This window comes from Uliginosibacterium gangwonense DSM 18521 (assembly GCF_000373965.1).
Classification (GTDB): Bacteria; Pseudomonadota; Gammaproteobacteria; order Burkholderiales; family Rhodocyclaceae; genus Uliginosibacterium; species Uliginosibacterium gangwonense.
The window spans coordinates 16,836-33,472 of sequence record NZ_KB892864.1; the positions used below are offsets into that span (position 1 = coordinate 16,836).

The 16,637-nt window shown below is 56.3% G+C and carries 15 protein-coding genes and 5 tRNA genes; 4 read left to right on the plus strand and 16 right to left on the minus strand.

From position 1 onward, the window contains the following. Positions 1 to 6: 6 nt before the first annotated feature. The 9 genes from B145_RS29535 to B145_RS0117585 all read right to left on the minus strand — a co-directional run bounded on the left by B145_RS29535 (position 7) and on the right by B145_RS0117585 (position 4,682). Complete coding sequence (locus B145_RS29535; protein ID WP_018609069.1) at positions 7 to 441, minus strand: type II secretion system protein; 435 nt, start codon at positions 439 to 441, stop codon at positions 7 to 9. A 28-nt stretch (positions 442 to 469) separates the two neighbouring features. Further along, on the minus strand, positions 470 to 949 hold the full coding sequence (locus tag B145_RS0117550) for a hypothetical protein (protein ID WP_018609070.1): 480 nt from the start codon (positions 947 to 949) through the stop codon (positions 470 to 472). Then, entirely contained in the window at positions 949 to 2,169 is a 1,221-nt protein-coding gene (locus B145_RS0117555; RefSeq protein ID WP_018609071.1) for a type II secretion system F family protein, read from the minus strand. The genes B145_RS0117550 and B145_RS0117555 overlap by 1 nt, the downstream gene beginning before the upstream one ends. 11 nt (positions 2,170 to 2,180) lie before the next feature. Further along, the gene (locus tag B145_RS0117560) at positions 2,181 to 3,884 is read right to left on the minus strand and encodes a GspE/PulE family protein (protein ID WP_018609072.1); all 1,704 of its coding nucleotides are present in this window, start codon (positions 3,882 to 3,884) and stop codon (positions 2,181 to 2,183) included. Between the two features lie 245 nt (positions 3,885 to 4,129). Beyond that, positions 4,130 to 4,205, minus strand: a tRNA-Glu gene (locus B145_RS0117565). Between the two features lie 23 nt (positions 4,206 to 4,228). Then, positions 4,229 to 4,304, minus strand: a tRNA-Ala gene (locus B145_RS0117570). 51 nt (positions 4,305 to 4,355) lie between these two features. Beyond that, positions 4,356 to 4,432 (minus strand) — tRNA-Asp (locus B145_RS0117575). Between the two features lie 79 nt (positions 4,433 to 4,511). Then, positions 4,512 to 4,587, minus strand: a tRNA-Glu gene (locus tag B145_RS0117580). Between the two features lie 19 nt (positions 4,588 to 4,606). Further along, positions 4,607 to 4,682: transfer RNA gene (locus tag B145_RS0117585), tRNA-Ala, on the minus strand. A gap of 146 nt (positions 4,683 to 4,828) precedes the next feature. Between B145_RS0117585 and B145_RS26145 the strand changes: the two genes are divergently transcribed. Beyond that, complete coding sequence (locus B145_RS26145) at positions 4,829 to 6,061, plus strand: FAD-binding domain-containing protein (protein ID WP_018609073.1); 1,233 nt, start codon at positions 4,829 to 4,831, stop codon at positions 6,059 to 6,061. Here B145_RS26145 and B145_RS0117595 read toward each other — a convergent pair. Genes B145_RS0117595 through rimO form a run of 3 tightly spaced genes read right to left on the minus strand, consistent with a single transcriptional unit; the run spans position 6,036 to position 9,188 of the window. Then, entirely contained in the window at positions 6,036 to 7,442 is a 1,407-nt protein-coding gene (locus B145_RS0117595) for an FAD-binding oxidoreductase (RefSeq protein ID WP_018609074.1), read from the minus strand. The genes B145_RS26145 and B145_RS0117595 overlap by 26 nt on opposite strands. A gap of 22 nt (positions 7,443 to 7,464) precedes the next feature. Further along, a complete protein-coding gene (locus B145_RS0117600) occupies positions 7,465 to 7,824 on the minus strand; it encodes a DnaJ family domain-containing protein (RefSeq protein WP_018609075.1) in 360 nt (119 codons plus the stop codon). 14 nt (positions 7,825 to 7,838) lie between these two features. Then, the gene (rimO, locus tag B145_RS0117605) at positions 7,839 to 9,188 is read right to left on the minus strand and encodes a 30S ribosomal protein S12 methylthiotransferase RimO (protein WP_018609076.1); all 1,350 of its coding nucleotides are present in this window, start codon (positions 9,186 to 9,188) and stop codon (positions 7,839 to 7,841) included. Positions 9,189 to 9,827: 639 nt separating this feature from the next. On the opposite strand from rimO, the gene B145_RS26150 reads away from it, so the two are divergent. Further along, positions 9,828 to 11,099, plus strand: a complete 1,272-nt coding sequence (locus B145_RS26150; RefSeq protein ID WP_018609078.1) for an MFS transporter — start codon at positions 9,828 to 9,830, stop codon at positions 11,097 to 11,099. Between the two features lie 59 nt (positions 11,100 to 11,158). On the opposite strand, the gene phaR is transcribed toward B145_RS26150, so the two are convergent. The 3 genes from phaR to phaC form a co-directional block, all read right to left on the minus strand. Beyond that, on the minus strand, positions 11,159 to 11,728 hold the full coding sequence (gene phaR / locus B145_RS0117620; protein ID WP_018609079.1) for a polyhydroxyalkanoate synthesis repressor PhaR: 570 nt from the start codon (positions 11,726 to 11,728) through the stop codon (positions 11,159 to 11,161). 223 nt (positions 11,729 to 11,951) lie between these two features. Continuing rightward, a complete protein-coding gene (gene phbB / locus B145_RS0117625) occupies positions 11,952 to 12,692 on the minus strand; it encodes a beta-ketoacyl-ACP reductase (protein WP_018609080.1) in 741 nt (246 codons plus the stop codon). A 70-nt stretch (positions 12,693 to 12,762) separates the two neighbouring features. Next, positions 12,763 to 14,508 (minus strand): class I poly(R)-hydroxyalkanoic acid synthase, encoded by a 1,746-nt coding sequence (gene phaC / locus B145_RS0117630; protein WP_018609081.1) that lies wholly within the window; start codon positions 14,506 to 14,508, stop codon positions 12,763 to 12,765. Positions 14,509 to 14,639: 131 nt separating this feature from the next. On the opposite strand from phaC, the gene B145_RS0117635 reads away from it, so the two are divergent. Beyond that, entirely contained in the window at positions 14,640 to 14,849 is a 210-nt protein-coding gene (locus B145_RS0117635; RefSeq protein ID WP_018609082.1) for a hypothetical protein, read from the plus strand. A 33-nt stretch (positions 14,850 to 14,882) separates the two neighbouring features. Here B145_RS0117635 and rluD read toward each other — a convergent pair whose 3' ends face one another. Then, positions 14,883 to 15,884, minus strand: a complete 1,002-nt coding sequence (gene rluD, locus B145_RS0117640; RefSeq protein ID WP_018609083.1) for a 23S rRNA pseudouridine(1911/1915/1917) synthase RluD — start codon at positions 15,882 to 15,884, stop codon at positions 14,883 to 14,885. On the opposite strand from rluD, the gene B145_RS0117645 reads away from it, so the two are divergent. Beyond that, on the plus strand, positions 15,862 to 16,632 hold the full coding sequence (locus B145_RS0117645) for an outer membrane protein assembly factor BamD (protein WP_026259286.1): 771 nt from the start codon (positions 15,862 to 15,864) through the stop codon (positions 16,630 to 16,632). The genes rluD and B145_RS0117645 overlap by 23 nt on opposite strands. Positions 16,633 to 16,637 lie beyond the last annotated feature (5 nt).

The following is a 16,637-nucleotide window of genomic DNA, read 5'->3' on the forward strand; positions in this document are numbered from 1 at the left end:
CAGTCATTACGGGCAGTTGGCGCTGGTCAACGCCGTTGTGCTCACAGCAGGAACACTATTCGCAGCTGCTTCGGTGTAAGTAATCGCACACGAAGATCCGGTTGATTCAAGAATCGTCGCAACAGAACCAGTGGAAGACGTGACGAAATTGCTATCCAAGCCTGCTGCAATCGCAACTTGGGATGCGCCTGGATACCCATTCACCAGGAAAACATAGCCGCCTTCAACAGGCACCGAGGTACCAGTTGAGCCTTGTGCCAAATACTTGGCATGTACCAGTGCTGAACCAGCGCTCACAGCCCCTGCGGCACCCTTCATCTTGGCGATGCGGGCGTCTGAACTCAGGCTCACAAACTTCGGCAGAGCAATGGCGGCCAGGATGCCCAGGATCGCGATCACAACAACCAACTCAATCAAGGTAAAACCACCCTGTTTTTTCATGATTCATTCCTTAAAAACGCAACAAATATTAAAACCACTGATACGGAGTCATGAGCTGCACCCCTACCTCGTTGGAGTTTCTCACAACAACCTTCCATTGCAACAACTTTTCTGCACTTGCCACCAACATTTTCAAATGTTGGCTTCTGGCAGGTTTGTAGCTAAGAATAGACTGACTACTTTCGTAGTACCAACCCGTCTCACTAGAGAGTTTCGCTAAATCTATCAGGTTTTCGTTGCTTTGTCCGACCGGCGGAGCCTGCAGGAAATCCAATGGATTATGATTTGCCAAATCCGTCACACTTTTGCCTGCTGCAATCCGCTGCGCCTTCTCCAGATTCAAGCCACTGCGGATGTTCATCACGGTAGTTTCAACAGCTGTTTTCTCTGCTGTTTCCAACAAGGTTTCAATGCGTGAAGCCAATACGCCGATCACGCAGCCCGCAATCACAATGCATGTCAAAACTTCAAAAACGGGTATTCCGAATAAATCCTTGCGGCCACTCATCAGTGCTTGCCCAACATGGCAGAGCTGAGATCCCAGATCGGCAGGAAGATCCCCAGCGCCAGTACCAATACCATCGCCCCCAGACAGACGATCAAAATGGGCTCAATTCGCGCACTGAGGTTCTCCAGTTCGTAATTGACTTCCCGCTCGTACATCTGAGCGATTTCCAGCAATAGTTCATCCACCGAGCCAGATTCTTCACCCACGGCAATCATTTGCAACACAATGGGGGTGAAGATGCGTGCAGCTGCGGCTGTGCGCAAAATGCTCTCGCCACGCTCCACACCACGGCGCATTTGTTCGAGCTTGACGGCCATCCAGGCGTTATCGACCACTTGGGAAACCACCCCAAACGCTTGGATGACGGGAAGGCCGCTACTCAAAGCAAGTGAAAACGCCCGTGAAAACCTTGCCAAAGTCGCCTTGTTGATGGTTGAGCCCACAATGGGGAGGCGAAGCTTGTGCTGATGCCAAAACAATTTTCCGGCAGGCGTGCCCACAAATCCGCGCAATCCCAGCACAACCACCACCAGCCCCCCCAACACTGCCCACCAGTAATTAATGCAGAAGTTGGAAAAACCGATGAGGATACGCGTCATCAACGGCAATTCCGTGTGGAAAGTAGTGAATACCTTGGCAAAGGCAGGAATCACCATGATATTAATCACCACCAGCGCAGCGGCCAGGGCAATCACTACGAAAGTGGGGTAACGCAACGCAGCCTTGATCTTGGCCCGCATATCCTTTTCAAAGGCCAGATGCTCAAAAAGACGCATGAAAATAAGGTCCAGCCGCCCGGTCATTTCTCCCACGCGGATCATGCTGATGTAAAACGCGCTGAAGCTGCCCGCGTCAGACATTGCAATCGACAGCTCGCGCCCGCTGTCCAAGCCTTCGCGCAAGCGCCCAAGCATGCGGGCAAAAGCAACATTGGTGGCCGAGTCTCGCAAACCGGCAAGTGCCTGGAGGATAGGCACACCAGCCCTGATGAGGGTGTGCATCTGGCGGCTGAAGAACATGATGTCTTCTTCGCTCACCTTGTTGTCACGCAGACCAAAATTGGCAAAAACACTCCGGTGGGCAGCCTCTTCCACAATGTCGACCGGTATGATACTGCGCCCGATCAACAGGTCGGCAGCGGTGGTAGGGTCGGCGGCATCCACAGAGCCTTGCACCAAGCCCCCTTGTGCGTCACGCCCTTTGTAGGCATAGGTTGGCATATCGGGCTACCTTATTCGTCGATCTGGGTGCTGACGCGCATGGCTTCCTGCACCGTGGTTTGCCCAGCCAGCACCCGGGCCACAGCATGCGAGCGCATGGTTTTGCCTACCATCTGTTGGCGGGCCAGCCGGATGAATTCCTGCGTGCCACTTCGATTGAGCGCATCGGCAAGCACGCTATTCATCTCCAGCATTTCGTAAATGGCTTCGCGCCCCACGAAACCTGAGCCATTGCATTGCGAACAGCCACGCCCATGCCACAAGGGGGCTGAGTCTGCCGCATCGCCAAGCTCTACGCGCAGCCAGTTTCTCTCCGCCGTGGTGCCAGAATATGGGCTTTTGCAGGATTCACAGACCACACGTACCAGCCGCTGGGCGACCACACCCAGCAAGGTGGTGGCAAGCAGGTATTGCGGCACGCCCATATCCAGCAGACGCGCAGGGGTGCTGATCGCATCATTGGTATGCAATGTGGATAACATCAAATGCCCCGTCATGGCAGCACGCACACCGATCTGGGCGGTTTCGCTATCAATCATTTCACCCACCAGCACGATGTCCGGGTCGTGCCGCAAGGTGGAGCGCAACACGCGGGCAAAGCTCAAATCGATCTTGTCATTGACCTGTACCTGGCTGATACCGGCCAAGCGATATTCCACTGGGTCTTCAATCGTGATGATCTTGGTATTGGGCGCATTCAGCGTGGAAAGACTGGCGTAGAGCGTGGTGGTTTTACCGCTGCCGGTTGGCCCGGTCACAAGAATCATGCCGTAGGAGTGGGAGATCATGCGCCGGTAGCTTTCCAGCATCTGCGCAGGCATGCCAATGCGTGCCAGATCCAGCAAACCGGAATTCTGGGCCAAAATCCGCATGACCACCGATTCTCCATATTGCGTTGGCATGGTAGATAGACGAATGTCCACGCTTTGCTGCTTGATGCGGACATTGAAACGCCCATCCTGCGGCAGGCGCTTTTCCGAAATATCCAGTCCACTCATCAACTTGAGGCGTAGCACCAGCGCCGGGCCCACACGGCTATCCACCTCGGTTTGCAGGTGCATTTCGCCATCAATCCGGAAACGGATCTGAAGTCGGCTCTCCTGCGGCTCAATGTGGATATCGGAAGCCTTGATCTGGCAGGCATCCTCGAAAATTGATTGCAGTAGTTTGACGACCGGTGCGTCTTCTGCCGTGGCCTCTAGCCCCTGCCCCAGAAAATCGACATACGAATTACCCAGGTCGTTCTGCAACTCCCGGGCCAAGCCGGAGATTTCCTCGGTACGCCGGTACAGGCGGTCAATCGAGGCCAACAGCTGCCCTTCGGCCACCACAGCGAGGGTGACATCCTTTTTCAAGGCACGGGTAATTTCGTCAAAGCCAAAAATGTCAGAAGGGTCTGCCATCCCCACCAGATATTGGCGCTCCTCTTCGGCCAGTACCAATGCGCGGAAGCGTCGGGCCATCGTCTCTGGCAGCAACCCGACCAGATGAGGCTCGGGATCTTTTTCGCGCAGATCGAAATAGGCAATCCCCAACTGGTTGGCAATCGCCGTGGCAATCCGCTCTTCGGTTACCACGCCGGTATCCACCAAAACCCGCCCCAACTTGCGGCCGCTCTGCTTTTGCTGGTTCAGCGCTTCATCGAGCTGGGCGTGACTGATTACGCCTTCTTGCAGGAGCAGTTCGCCAAGGCGGAATTTCTGGGCCTTTGCCATGCGTTTAACCTCGTCTGGATTCTGTAGCGCGTATTTTACCCGCCTGAGCAGGCAGACAGCCGCGTAACTATGTCACGCCTAGGCAACCGAATGTCGTCGCTCACACTGGCTTCTTGGGCACAAAGACACAGAAGTGCCAAGATTTGACAAATATGTTTGATAAAACTTGGAAATCAAAGGCTCCAACATGACTCCAGTCCACTCTGGGCTGGTTTGCTGTTGCCTATATGCCACCCAAGAAAGGGTGGCGTCCCCACGGGGATTCGAACCCCGGTTATCGCCGTGAAAGGGCGGTGTCCTAGGCCTCTAGACGATGGGGACCCTGAACAACTTAAAAACCGTTTTGGTGGAGGTAAGCGGGATCGAACCGCTGACCTCTTGCATGCCATGCAAGCGCTCTCCCAGCTGAGCTATACCCCCACAGTACCACTTACTTCATCAGCCATCTGCCTTAGGGCAGATTCTGTTTATTGGCGGAGTGGACGGGACTCGAACCCGCGACCCCCGGCGTGACAGGCCGGTATTCTAACCAACTGAACTACCACTCCTCAATGCCGCAACCGAAGCGGGTGCGCATCATAAAACTACTGGCGCCGCATTGCAACTACTTTTGCAACGCCTTAAAACTGGCGTCCCCACGGGGATTCGAACCCCGGTTATCGCCGTGAAAGGGCGGTGTCCTAGGCCTCTAGACGATGGGGACATTCGTCGTTTTCTTCACTTGGTGGAGGTAAGCGGGATCGAACCGCTGACCTCTTGCATGCCATGCAAGCGCTCTCCCAGCTGAGCTATACCCCCGTCAGCGAAGAAGATGAATTGTAGAGAGCGTCTGCCCTGATGTCAAGCCCCGTCCTCGTTTTTTGTGCCATTGGGCCGGGATTCCGGCGGGCGTTCACAAAGGCGTGCATACTAGACTATCCACCCCAGAATGCAGCACTTCTTTCATGGGCGAACCTGCGAACATGGCACCAACACGTTTTGCAGCAATCCGTTGCCTGCTCCAGGCCACGCGACCCTCTATGGCGCGTGAGCCCCACCCCCTCCTTCAGGCAGAGCGCCTCCAAGCCTATATCACTCACGGCATTTTGCGTATGGAAGAAGTGCTGAATATCTGGAATCAACGCGCGGGATTGACACTCAACGACCACCTCTGCCAAACCGCTCTGCATGCATCCTACCATCAGCACATTTGGCGGCATCGGGGCGAAGGCATTTTCCAGGATATCCAGAAACGCAGCCACACTCTGCAGTACCAATCCACCATCCCTGCAGACATCCGCATGGCAGCCACAGGTGTTCTGCCCATCGACCCGTGCATACGCCAACTGTACCAGACCGGTTTTCTCCACCACACGCAGATGCAATGGCTGGCAGCCTATATCGTACATCTGCGCAAAATAGACTGGCGGGTTGGTGCACGCTGGATGTATGGTCACCTCTTGGGTGGTGATCTGGCTCACCTTCACCTTGCATGGCAGAAAGTAGCGGGCACCACCGGCCAAGCCCCCATGCTGTTCAACGCAGATACCATGGGGCTGAGCCCTGAAGGTGACGCTGCCGCATGGCTGGATTACCCGTTTGCGCACATGGTCGAATTGGCAAACAGCCCGGCCACCTTGCCCCACCCTGTGCTGCGCCCGCTCCCACAACGTGAGCCGCCACTACTGGCCCACCCACCGGCCAAGAACATCACGCAGAAGGCTACCTTGCCCTCCCTAGCTCATGCAGATGTCTGCCTGATCCACCCGTGGAGCCTTGGGCCGCGCCCACGGCAAAGCCTTGCGATCGGCGTGCTGCATCTGCCGTTTCACATGCGCTTCCCGTGGTCACAAACGCGTTGGGAATTTGTGCTGGCCCGCATGCAACAAATCTGTGATGCAATCTGGATAGGCGACCTGAATCATTGCCATCGCTGGCTGGAAGAAGCCAATACGGTCTACAGCCAGGCCACACTCAACCCCGGCTACCGTGAAGCTTTGGATGTCGCGGGGGTGATCAGCCTGGAAGCATCAGGCGCCCTGCCCGACCCTGGCTATCCGTGTGCCTCATTCGATGGTTATCTACAGCATCTGCGTCGAGCCTGCCCGAATCTGATGACAGCCCCCTTGGCAGGGCAGATTGCCCGCCTGCATCGGCAAGAAGCGGCAGTGACTAAAGCAGCTTACCCGGATTCATGATGCCCGCCGGGTCCAACACCCGCTTGATGCTGCGCATGATGTCAAGTTCCACTTCTGACTTATAGCGGCAAATCTCTTCACGTTTGAGTTGCCCCAAGCCATGTTCAGCAGAAATCGAACCGCCAAAGCTCGCCACAATGTCATACACAATCCGATTCGCCTCTGGCGTGCGGGCGATGAACTCTGCATTCCGCTCTGCCTCGTAGCGCGAAAGGTTGTAGTGCAGGTTACCATCCCCTGCATGGCCGAAGGCGACAATGCGGATCTTGCCAAAATGCTCTGTCAAAGCCTGTTCGGCAGCCTGAAGAAATTCCGGGATGCGGCTCACCGGCAATGAAATGTCATGCTTGATACTGATCCCTTCGATTTTCTGCGCGTCCGCAGCGCTCTCGCGTAAGGCCCACAGCGCCTCAATCTGGGCCTGACTGGCGGCCAGCACGGCATCCGTCACCCAAGCCTTCTCCAGTGCAGTTGCCAGAATATCTTCCAGCAAGACCTGCAAGGTACTTGTTGCATTACTGTCAGCCAATTCAATCAAGGCATACCAAGGGGATACGCTCGACAGGGGAGATTTGGCCTGTGGAATATGCTTGAGAATCAGCTCAAAAGCCGAGGCGTCGATAATCTCAAAGGCAGACAGGTGTTCGGCAGCACGGGAAGCCACAAGCCCGAGCAAATCCAGTGCGGTTTGCGCATCGGGTACCGCCACCCAGGCAACCGCGCGTGAGCGTGGCTGCGGAAAAAGTTTGAGTACCGCAGCGGTGATGATGCCAAGCGTGCCTTCGGAGCCGACAAAAAGATGCTTCAGATCGTAACCAGTATTGTCTTTGCGCAGCCCGCGCAAGCCGTTCCAGATACGTCCATCCGGCAATACAGCCTCAATGCCCAGCACCAGATCGCGCATATTGCCGTAGCGCAGCACATGTACGCCACCGGCATTACTGGCCAGATTGCCACCAATCTGGCAACTGCCCTCTGAGGCCAATGACAAGGGGAACAGACGTTCAACCGCCTGTGCAGCCTCTTGCACGGCCGCCAGCGTACAACCGGCCTGCACCGTGATGGTATTGTTCGGCGCATCCACGGCTAGAATGCGATTCATGCGGCTGGTGGAAACGATCACTTCGCGGCCAGTGCCAAGCGGCACACTGCCCCCCACATGGCTGGTGTTGCCACCTTGTGGCACAATGGGGCATCCATGCTCAGCGCATGCACATACCACGGCGGAAACCTCTTCAACCGAACCGGGGCGCACCACGCACAAGGCATCTCCCTGGTAACGTCCGCGCCAATCCCGTTGGTAACTGGCGCGATCTTCTACGCTCACCAGTACATGGGCATCCCCCACAATTGCACGCAAGCGTTCCAGCACCGCATCCATCAGCAAACCGCCATTTCAGTCATCAAAGGCGACCGGCAATCCGATCAATATATTCCAGAGGCACCATCAATTGCGGCTTGCCGGCCTCTGCCAGCAGCATGTTGATGCGTGCGAGGCGATCCAGCGCCTTGGCTGTCTGCGCGGAAGGCTCGCCGCGACTGGCAAGCTTGAGCGCCAGTGCAACAGCCTCACGATGCAACTCCAGCTCGGGTGGCAGATAGCCCGCATTTTTGAGCAGGCGGTAAGCCATGCGTTCATCTTCGGGCACCATCGACCAGTCCTCGGCAGACAAAGGCTTTCCTGCGCCGGGCAAGTCGTCAAATTCACCTGCGTCGCGCGCCTCTTCAATCCGCCGTTCGGCCAATGCATCCAGCAGCAACATGGTGCCCGCCTGTTTTATTCCTCGCCCGCGTAAATGGGTTCAGCGTACAGATCATGCACATCGCAATCTGTCACCCGCACACGGTAGAACTTGCCCACTTCCATATCTAGCCCGTCGGGGATGTAGACCAGCCCGTCGATATCCGGCGCATCGCCTTCAGAGCGGGCAATTGCACCCTCTTCATCCACATCGTCGACCAGCACCACGATCTCGCGGCCAATCTTGGCCTCCAGGCGTTGCGTGGAAATATCTTCCTGCAACTCCATGAGGCGCGCCTTGCGTTCTTCACGCACCTCTTCTGGCACCGCATCAGGCAGATCGTTGGCAGCGGCACCTTCAACCGGCGAGTAAGCGAAGCACCCCACGCGGTCGAGCTTGGCTTCTTCCAGGAAGGCCAGCAGCTCTTCGAATTCAGCTTCCGTCTCACCGGGGAAACCGGTGATGAAGGTACTGCGGATAGTCAGATCCGGGCAGATTTCGCGCCAGCGGCGAATGCGCTCCAGGTTGTTCTCAGCACTCGCCGGGCGCTTCATCAACTTCAGGATGCGCGAGTTGGCGTGCTGGAATGGCACATCCAGATACGGCAGGATCTTGCCTTCGGCCATCAGCGGGATGATGTCATCCACGCTCGGGTAGGGGTACACGTAGTGCAGGCGTACCCACACATCCAGTTCCGAAAGAGCTGAGCACAGCTCATGCAGACGGGTCTTGACCGGTCGGCCTTGCCAGAACCCGGTACGGTATTTCACGTCGACGCCGTAAGCGCTGGTGTCTTGCGAGATCACCAGCAGTTCATTCACGCCTGCATTGACCAGTGCTTCGGCCTCACGCATCACATCATGAATCGGGCGGGACACCAGATCACCACGCAAAGACGGAATGATGCAGAAGGTGCAACGATGGTTACAGCCTTCGGAAATCTTCAGATACGCAAAGTGATCAGGCGTGAGGCGCACCCCTTGCGGGGGCACCAGATCGGTAAACGGGTCATGGGGCTTGGGCACATGGTGATGGATCGCCTCCATCACTTCCTCTGTGGCATGCGGGCCGGTCACAGCCAGCACCTTGGGGTGCACCTGCTCAACGATACCCTTGCCACTGGCATCCTTCTTCGCCCCAAGGCAGCCGGTGACGATCACCTTGCCATTTTCGTTGAGCGCTTCGCCAATCGCATCCAGCGACTCTTCCACGGCCGCATCAATAAAGCCGCAAGTATTCACGATGACCAGCTCGGCCCCCTCGTAGCTGGAGGCAACCTCGTACCCCTCTGCCCGCAGGCGGGTCAGGATATTTTCAGCATCGGAAGACGCCTTTGGGCATCCAAGACTTACGAAGCCCACGCGGGGCGCGGTTTGACGACTCATTGAATTCCTATCACCAAAAGACAAGGGGCGCAGCCAGCACGGCTACGCCCACGAATATCTTCGCATTCTAGCAGAGCTGCTTTGTAAACAAGGCTTTCTTGTCAACTTTGCAAACAGGCACAGGCAGCTCATTCACAACAGGAAACAAGTTATTGCAGTTCAAAACACGGCGTTACCGTTATCAACTGACAACAATCAAACAACCCACTCCTAGCTGTTTGACTATCAAGCAAACTTGTCTGACAATAAACCCTGTTGTTGGCAGCAAACAGTTCCTTGCCCATCTTTACCGGGAGGCACCACGCCTCTACCCCAAGATGAGCAGCCGCGCCAAGACCACATCAAAACCCATGATTAATATGGGATTACTAAAATACGCTGCGTAATCGGCAAAGAAACTGATGCGCAGAACTTTGAGGCTTTCGCAGATCAAGTATTGATTTTCTGGTTGGCACGGCTGCATTTGTCTGACTTTATTGTCTTAATTAGTCAGGCATATGGACTCATCACTTGGCCTTTTGGCCACTTCGAAGAAAACCCGGCTTTCCCTAAAAAACACTGCCGTCTGTGCAGGGCTGATTTTTTGTTTTTGGCACATCTCCCCCGTGCTGTGTGTGGTTTCATTTCATAGGAAGTAGCATGAACAAGATCAAAGGAATGCGTTGGTGGATGATCGCGTTGGTGACATGCGGTCTGATCGTCAACTATCTGGCGCGTAACTCACTTGCCGCAGCGGCCCCCACGCTCAAGCAGGAGCTGCACATCTCCACCGAGCAGTACTCCTACATCGTGGCCTCGTTCCAGGCTGCTTATATGGTGATGCAACCGATTGCCGGTTACATTCTGGACATGCTGGGCACCAAGATCGGTTTTGCCATCTTCGCCCTGCTCTGGTCAGCCGTCTGCATGCTGCACGGCACGGCCAACGGCTGGGTTTCGCTGGCTGCCTTCCGTGGTCTGCTGGGTGTTTCCGAAGCGGCGGGCATTCCCTCTGGTCTGAAGGCAGCCTCTGAATGGTTCCCGGCCAAAGAGCGTTCGATTGCCACAGGCTGGTTCAATATCGGCTCATCGGTGGGTGCACTTATTGCACCGCCCCTGGTGATCTGGTGCATCATGCAAGGCAACTGGCGCTGGGCTTTCGTCATCATCGGCCTGATCGGTTTTGTTTGGCTCGCCATGTGGACGCTGTTCTACAAGCACCCCAAGGATCAGAAGCACCTTTCTGACGAAGAACGCGACTACATCATCTCCGGCCAAGAAGCCGCCTACAAGGTGGACGCTGCGCAAAAGCCTTCCTGGGGCAAGATCCTGGCCAGCAAGTCTTTCTGGAGTATCGCCATCCCGCGTTTTCTGGCTGAACCGGCTTGGCAAACCTTCAATTTCTGGATTCCGCTCTACATGGCCGAAGTACGCCATATGAACCTGAAAGAAATCGCCATGTTCGCCTGGCTGCCCTTCCTGGCAGCCGACCTGGGCTGTGTGGTGGGGGGTTATCTGGCTCCGTATTTCCAGAAGCGCTTCAATACATCCCTGATCACCTCGCGCAAACTGGTGGTCGTCACCGGTGCAGTATGCATGATCGGGCCCGCCTGCATTGGTTTGGCATCCGACCCCTATGTGGCCATTGCGCTGTTCTGTGTGGGAGGTTTTGCACACCAGACATTGTCTGGCGCGCTTTACACCTTGGCCTCAGACGTGTTCGGCAAGAATGATGTGGCCACCGCAACAGGCCTGACCGGCATGGCCGGCTACCTGGGCGGCACGATCTTCTCTCTGATCGTCGGTGTGCTCGCCACCAGCATTGGTTACAACCCCTTGTTTGTAGCTCTGGCAGCGTTCGACATCATTGGTGCAGTGGTAGTGTGGAACATGCTCAAGGGCAACAATACCAATACGCCCAAGCATATCTAAAAAATGAAAAAGCCCCACAAAGGGGCTTTTCATGCCTGAGCACTCCACTTTGGAGTGCTTTATTTTTTCTCTTTGTCCTGCTCGCTGGCCGCATCGGCGGCTCCTGTGAACGGGAATGCGGTAAACATGCTGCGGGTCTGGGATTCGATCTGTTCCTGCATCTGGGTGAACATGCGCTTGCTCTGTTCCATGTAGGTGCCCATCATGCTTTGCATCGCGGGCCCCTGGAAGTTAAGGAACTGGGTCCACAAATCTTTGCTGATCGGGCTGTTCTCACCATACAGACCCTTGGTCTGCTCCTGGAGCTTTGCCTGCATTTCGGTAAAGGCGTTGATATTGTTCTCCAGATAACGCCCCATGAAGCCTTGCATGGCGTTGCCATAGAAGCGGATCATCTGGGCCAGCAGGTCACTGGTGAACATCGGCGCCCCGCCGCTTTCCTCCTCAAGGATGATCTGCAGCAGAATGCTGCGCGTAAGGTCGTCCCCCGTCTTGGCGTCAAGCACCTGGAATTCTTCCTGCCCCAACACAAGATCGCGCACATCGGCCAGGGTGATGTAGCAACTCAGGGTGGTGTCGTAGAGGCGACGGTTGGGATACTTCTTGATCAATCGGGTTTGTCCAGCCATTTTATTTTTCCTGAGCGATGGTGTGTGAACCTGTTCTACGTTCTGTAGCGAACGGGCACCGACAGTTTGCGGAGCAGCACAAAACCACAGTGTATACACCATACATGAGGATCTCGCACAGCAACGGGTACTTAAAGCCGGGTATAGCAGACAAATTATAGCAGTGCACAAAAACAACCCCGCATTGACGTGCGGGGTTGTGTGTAGGTCGGCAAAGGCCTGATCAGACCATATGCAGGCCACCGTTGATATTGATGGTGGCCCCAGTGATGTAGCCAGCCTTGTCGGAGGCGAGAAAGACGCACAGGTCGGCAATTTCTTCAGGCTTGCCAAAGCGCCCGACCGGTACGGTGGCAAGAATCTGCTCGCGCACGTCTTCCTTGATCGCCAACACCATCTCGGTGCCGACGTAGCCTGGGGCCACCGCATTCACCGTGACCCCCTTCTTGGCCACTTCCTGGGCCAGTGCCTTGGTCACCCCCAGCAGCCCGGCCTTGGCAGCCGAATAGTTGGCTTGGCCGAATTGCCCCTTGACGCCATTGACCGAAGAAATATTGATCACGCGCCCAAAGCCACGCTCGGCCATCAGCGGCAAGATCGGGCTGGTGACGTTGAAGACGCTGTCGAGGTTGGTCGAGAGCACCGCATCCCATTGATCCTTGGTCATTTTGCGGAACACAGCATCACGGGTGATCCCCGCATTGTTGACCAGGCAGTCGATCTGCCCGAACTCGGCTTCAATCTTCTTGACCATGGCACCACACTGGTCGTAGTTCGTAACATCTGCTTCGGCCACGAAGAAGTTGTAACCGTCTGCCTTGGTCTTGGCAACCCACTCGACTGCGGGGGGAAAATCCGGCAGGCAGTTGACTGCCACCCTCCAGCCATCATCGGCCAGTGCCTTGCAGATTGCCGTCCCCAGACCACCCATACCACCCGTCACCAGTGCAACATTCTTTGCCATTTTCAGTTACCTCTGTTGAAAATCTGTTATCGGGAAAATCGTTCTCTTCAAATATCGGCCCACAAACGAATCAGGCACGTTCTTTCACATAGCGACCCGGTGCAGCCTCAATCACCTTGTATTGGCGGTTGCCCGGTTTGGTGGGGGCTGCCACCAGCTCGCCACTGCGGCTCTTGAGCCAGTCCATCCAGTTGGGCCACCAGCTGCCCTTGTGCTCCACGGCGCTTTCCATCCACTCTTCCGACGTGGTAGCAGACATCACGTTGGTCCAATAGCTGCGCTTGTTCTTGACGGGGTGATTGACGATTCCGGCCACGTGCCCGCTCGCCCCAAGCACAAAAGTTGACTCGCCCCCCATCAGGCGCCGCCCCAAGAAGGCTGTCCGCCAAGGCACGATATGATCCTCACGTGTGGCGATGAAGTAACTTGGGCAAGTGATGCGGCCCATATCAAGTGCCTCGCCCGTGACCTTGAGTTTACCCGGTACGCGCAGATTGTTTTCCAGATAGGTATTGCGTAGATACCACGCAGCAAACGGCCCCGGCAGATTGGTGCAATCTGCATTCCAGTACAAGATGTCAAACGCGGTCGGTTTGTTGCCCTTGAGGTAGTTGTCGACCACGTAGTTCCAGATCAGGTCATTGGGCCGCAGCGTGGAGAACACATTCATCAACTCGCGGCCCGTCATCAAGCCGCCCTTGCCAATCGACGCCTCACGTGCGGCCACCGTGGTCTCATCCACAAAGCAACTGATATCGCCGGTATCGGCAAAATCCAACATGGCGGCCAAAAAGCTCACACTTTCAACCGGGTTTTCGCCCTTGGCATAGGCAGCAGACAAAGCCGTTGCCAGCAAAGTGCCACCCACGCAGAACCCCAGCACATTGGGTTTGGCCGTCTTGGAGACGCTGCGGACAATATCCAGCGCCTGAAGCACGCCAGACTCCACATAGTCATCCCACCCCAGGTTGCCCTGCTCGGCCTTGGGGTTGCGCCAAGAGATCAGGAAGACAGTGATGCCCTGCTCAACCGCGTAGCGGACAAAGGAGTTCTCCTTCTGCAAATCGAGGATGTAGTACTTGTTGATGCACGGTGGCACGACCAACAGGGGACGGCTGCAGACCTTGTCGGTAAGCGGCGCGTATTGCAGCAACTGCATCAGTTCATTTTCAAAGATCACCGCACCATCGGTCGTGGCAAGATTTCGGCCGACCTCGAAAGCGGAGTCGTCCGTCATCGAGATGCTGCCTTTTTCAACATCGGCAATCAGATTCAGCAGCCCACGGGTCAGGCTCTCCCCTTTGGTTTCAATCGCCTTCTGCACCACCTCGGGATTGGTAGCGGCGAAATTGCAAGGCGCCATTGCGTCGATATAGTGCTGGGTGAGGAACTGGAAGCGGCTCTTGGCCACCCTGTCCGTCAGCGGCAAGGCTTCTGATACATTGGAAAGAAATTGTGAATTGATCCAGTAAGCCTGACGCAGATAGTCATAGACCGGGCTATCGCTCCACTCCGGGGCGTTGAAGCGCCGATCCCCACTGGGGGCGGGAATGATGGGCTCGGCCGCCTCACCGGGTTTGCGCTGGGCCACACCCGCCCACAGCCGGGCATGCTGTTCGATATGCTCACGCTGCAACTGGGTCAGCCTTTCCTGCTCGGCTCCCGTCAGGGATGCCAGGGGAGAAGGCATGGCTGCGGCGCCCTGGATACTATTTTGGGTACGACTAACCTGGTCAAAAAACCCCTGCATGAAATTCTGGCTGGCCTGGAGCCAAGCTTCAGCAGGGGACGATTGCTGCGATTGTTCTGACGTCATCAAGCAGGACTCCTTGAAGGCTCACACTTCCTGATAGGATTCGCGCGCAGTGTGCAGACCAATCCGCAAATGCTGCAACGCGGGATGATTCTTTCATTGCCATTTTCATACGGTCAAGGCAAGGCGCCCCAATGTACATAGTCGCAATCGCATGGCTGTTCGTGGTGCTGGTACTGAGTATCAGCCAGAATTCCATCCTGGCAGGAGTGCTGACCCTGTTTTTTTGGGGAATTCTCCCCTTGGGCCTGTTGCTGTGGATCGTGGGCACACCTTCGCGGCGCCTACGCAAGACGCGCGAAGAAGCCGCACAAGAAGCAAAGAACAATGATCAGCAGGATTGAGGCTGACCAGCCGACAAAGCCCGATCCCACAGGCTATTGGCGTAGCCCGGCCAGCAGATCCTGCATATCCTGCGGCATCGGGGCTTCCCATTGCATGGCCTGCCCGGTGAGCGGATGGATCAGCCCCAGGCGGAAAGCATGCAGTGCCTGCCGAGCGAAACCTGCAGCCACGGCAGGCATGCTGCGTCGTCCGGCATAGACGGGGTCGCCGACCAAGGGGTAGCCCAGGTGCGCCATGTGTACGCGGATCTGATGGGTACGCCCGGTATCCAGCACACATTCAATCCAGGTGGCCTGGGGCATGCGTTCGATCACCCGGTAATGCGTCCGTGCCTCCCGCCCGCCTTGTATCACCGCCATTTTGGTACGCTGCGTGGGGTGGCGGCCAATTGGCGCATCCACCAGCCCACGTTCAGGCATGGGCTTGCCGCCGACCCCGATCAGGGCAAAGGCGTGGTAATGGCGCTTGACGGTACGGGCCTGCAACTGGCGCACCAGATCGGTCTGCGCCGCCAGGGTTTTGGCTACCACCATCAGGCCCGAGGTTTCCTTGTCCAGTCGATGCACAATCCCTGCCCTGGGCAGGGTAGCCGCCTCGGCATGGTGGGCCAGCAATGCGTTGAGCAGTGTGCCACTCCAATTGCCACTGCCTGGGTGGACAACCAGCCCAGCAGGCTTGTTCAGCACGATGAGTGCAGCGTCTTCATACACCACATCCAAAGGAATATTTTCAGGCAGGCTTGCTGTGGCACTTTCCAACTCCCCCACATCAAGCTCGATACATTCGCCCCCGCGCAGGCGCTTTTTTGTATCGGTGATGGTCTGGCCATCCAGACGCACGCGCCCCTGCCGTATCCAGCTTTGCAGGCGGCTGCGCGAATGTTCGGGAACCAGTGCCGCCAAAGCGACGTCCAATCTTTCTGCGGCGTGCACAAGTTCTGTTTCAATACGGAGGCAGACAGGCAGGTCGCTTCCGCTATAATCGTCAAGATCGATTTCCAATGGTGTCACAATGTCAAAGTTCACCTCGCGCATTCTACTGGTAGTGCTGGCCCTCTGCTTGGGCGGCTGCAGCTGGTTTCAAAAGAAAATCGAAGAGCCCATCAAAGACGCTGCCACCATGTACCAGGAAGCCCATGAGCAGATGGCAAGTGGCACTTACGACACCGCAATCAAGTCTTATGAAAAGCTTCAGGCCCGCTACCCCTATGGCGTCTATGCCCAACAGGCGCAACTGGACGTGGCCTACAGCTATTACATGACGCGAGATCAGGCTTCTGCCATCACCGCCTGTGAGCGTTTCATCAAGACCTATCCCAACCACCCGAAGGTGGATTACGCCTATTACCTCAAGGGGCAGGCGCTACTGGGCGAAGGTGGCAGCGATGCGTTCTCTTCCCTGATCACCCCCTTGCAACCGCTGGAACAGCGTGACCCCAAGGGGCTGGAAGAAGCCTACGATGTGTTCCGCCAGATCATCACCAAGTTCCCCAACAGCATTTATGAGCCCGATTCCAGACGGCAAATGAAAGCGCTGACCGATGCACTGGCCGCGCATGAACTGTTGGCTGCCCGCTATTACCTGAACCGGCGCTCCCCCCTGGCTGCGGTCAACCGCGCACAACATGTGATCAAAACCTTTCCAGAGTCTGCCTCGGTAGAAGAGGCACTATCGATCATGATCGCTGGCTACGATACCCTGGGCATCCCCGACCTGCGCGACGATACCCGCCGGGTACTGAGCCAAAGCTACCCCAACAGCATTTATCTGGCCAAGCGTTAAGACCA

Excerpts from the sequence above, each read along its gene's own strand:
- B145_RS29535 (WP_018609069.1), bottom strand. The coding sequence starts at position 441 with ATGAAAAAACAGGGTGGTTTTACCTTGATTGAGTTGGTTGTTGTGATC.
- B145_RS0117550 (WP_018609070.1), bottom strand. The coding sequence starts at position 949 with ATGAGTGGCCGCAAGGATTTATTCGGAATACCCGTTTTTGAAGTTTTG.
- B145_RS0117555 (WP_018609071.1), bottom strand. The coding sequence starts at position 2,169 with ATGCCAACCTATGCCTACAAAGGGCGTGACGCACAAGGGGGCTTGGTG.
- B145_RS0117560 (WP_018609072.1), bottom strand. The coding sequence starts at position 3,884 with ATGGCAAAGGCCCAGAAATTCCGCCTTGGCGAACTGCTCCTGCAAGAA.
- B145_RS26145 (WP_018609073.1), top strand. The coding sequence starts at position 4,829 with ATGGGCGAACCTGCGAACATGGCACCAACACGTTTTGCAGCAATCCGT.
- B145_RS0117595 (WP_018609074.1), bottom strand. The coding sequence starts at position 7,442 with ATGGATGCGGTGCTGGAACGCTTGCGTGCAATTGTGGGGGATGCCCAT.
- B145_RS0117600 (WP_018609075.1), bottom strand. The coding sequence starts at position 7,824 with ATGTTGCTGCTGGATGCATTGGCCGAACGGCGGATTGAAGAGGCGCGC.
- rimO (WP_018609076.1), bottom strand. The coding sequence starts at position 9,188 with ATGAGTCGTCAAACCGCGCCCCGCGTGGGCTTCGTAAGTCTTGGATGC.
- B145_RS26150 (WP_018609078.1), top strand. The coding sequence starts at position 9,828 with ATGAACAAGATCAAAGGAATGCGTTGGTGGATGATCGCGTTGGTGACA.
- phaR (WP_018609079.1), bottom strand. The coding sequence starts at position 11,728 with ATGGCTGGACAAACCCGATTGATCAAGAAGTATCCCAACCGTCGCCTC.
- phbB (WP_018609080.1), bottom strand. The coding sequence starts at position 12,692 with ATGGCAAAGAATGTTGCACTGGTGACGGGTGGTATGGGTGGTCTGGGG.
- phaC (WP_018609081.1), bottom strand. The coding sequence starts at position 14,508 with ATGACGTCAGAACAATCGCAGCAATCGTCCCCTGCTGAAGCTTGGCTC.
- B145_RS0117635 (WP_018609082.1), top strand. The coding sequence starts at position 14,640 with ATGTACATAGTCGCAATCGCATGGCTGTTCGTGGTGCTGGTACTGAGT.
- B145_RS0117645 (WP_026259286.1), top strand. The coding sequence starts at position 15,862 with ATGTCAAAGTTCACCTCGCGCATTCTACTGGTAGTGCTGGCCCTCTGC.
- rluD (WP_018609083.1), bottom strand. The coding sequence starts at position 15,884 with ATGCGCGAGGTGAACTTTGACATTGTGACACCATTGGAAATCGATCTT.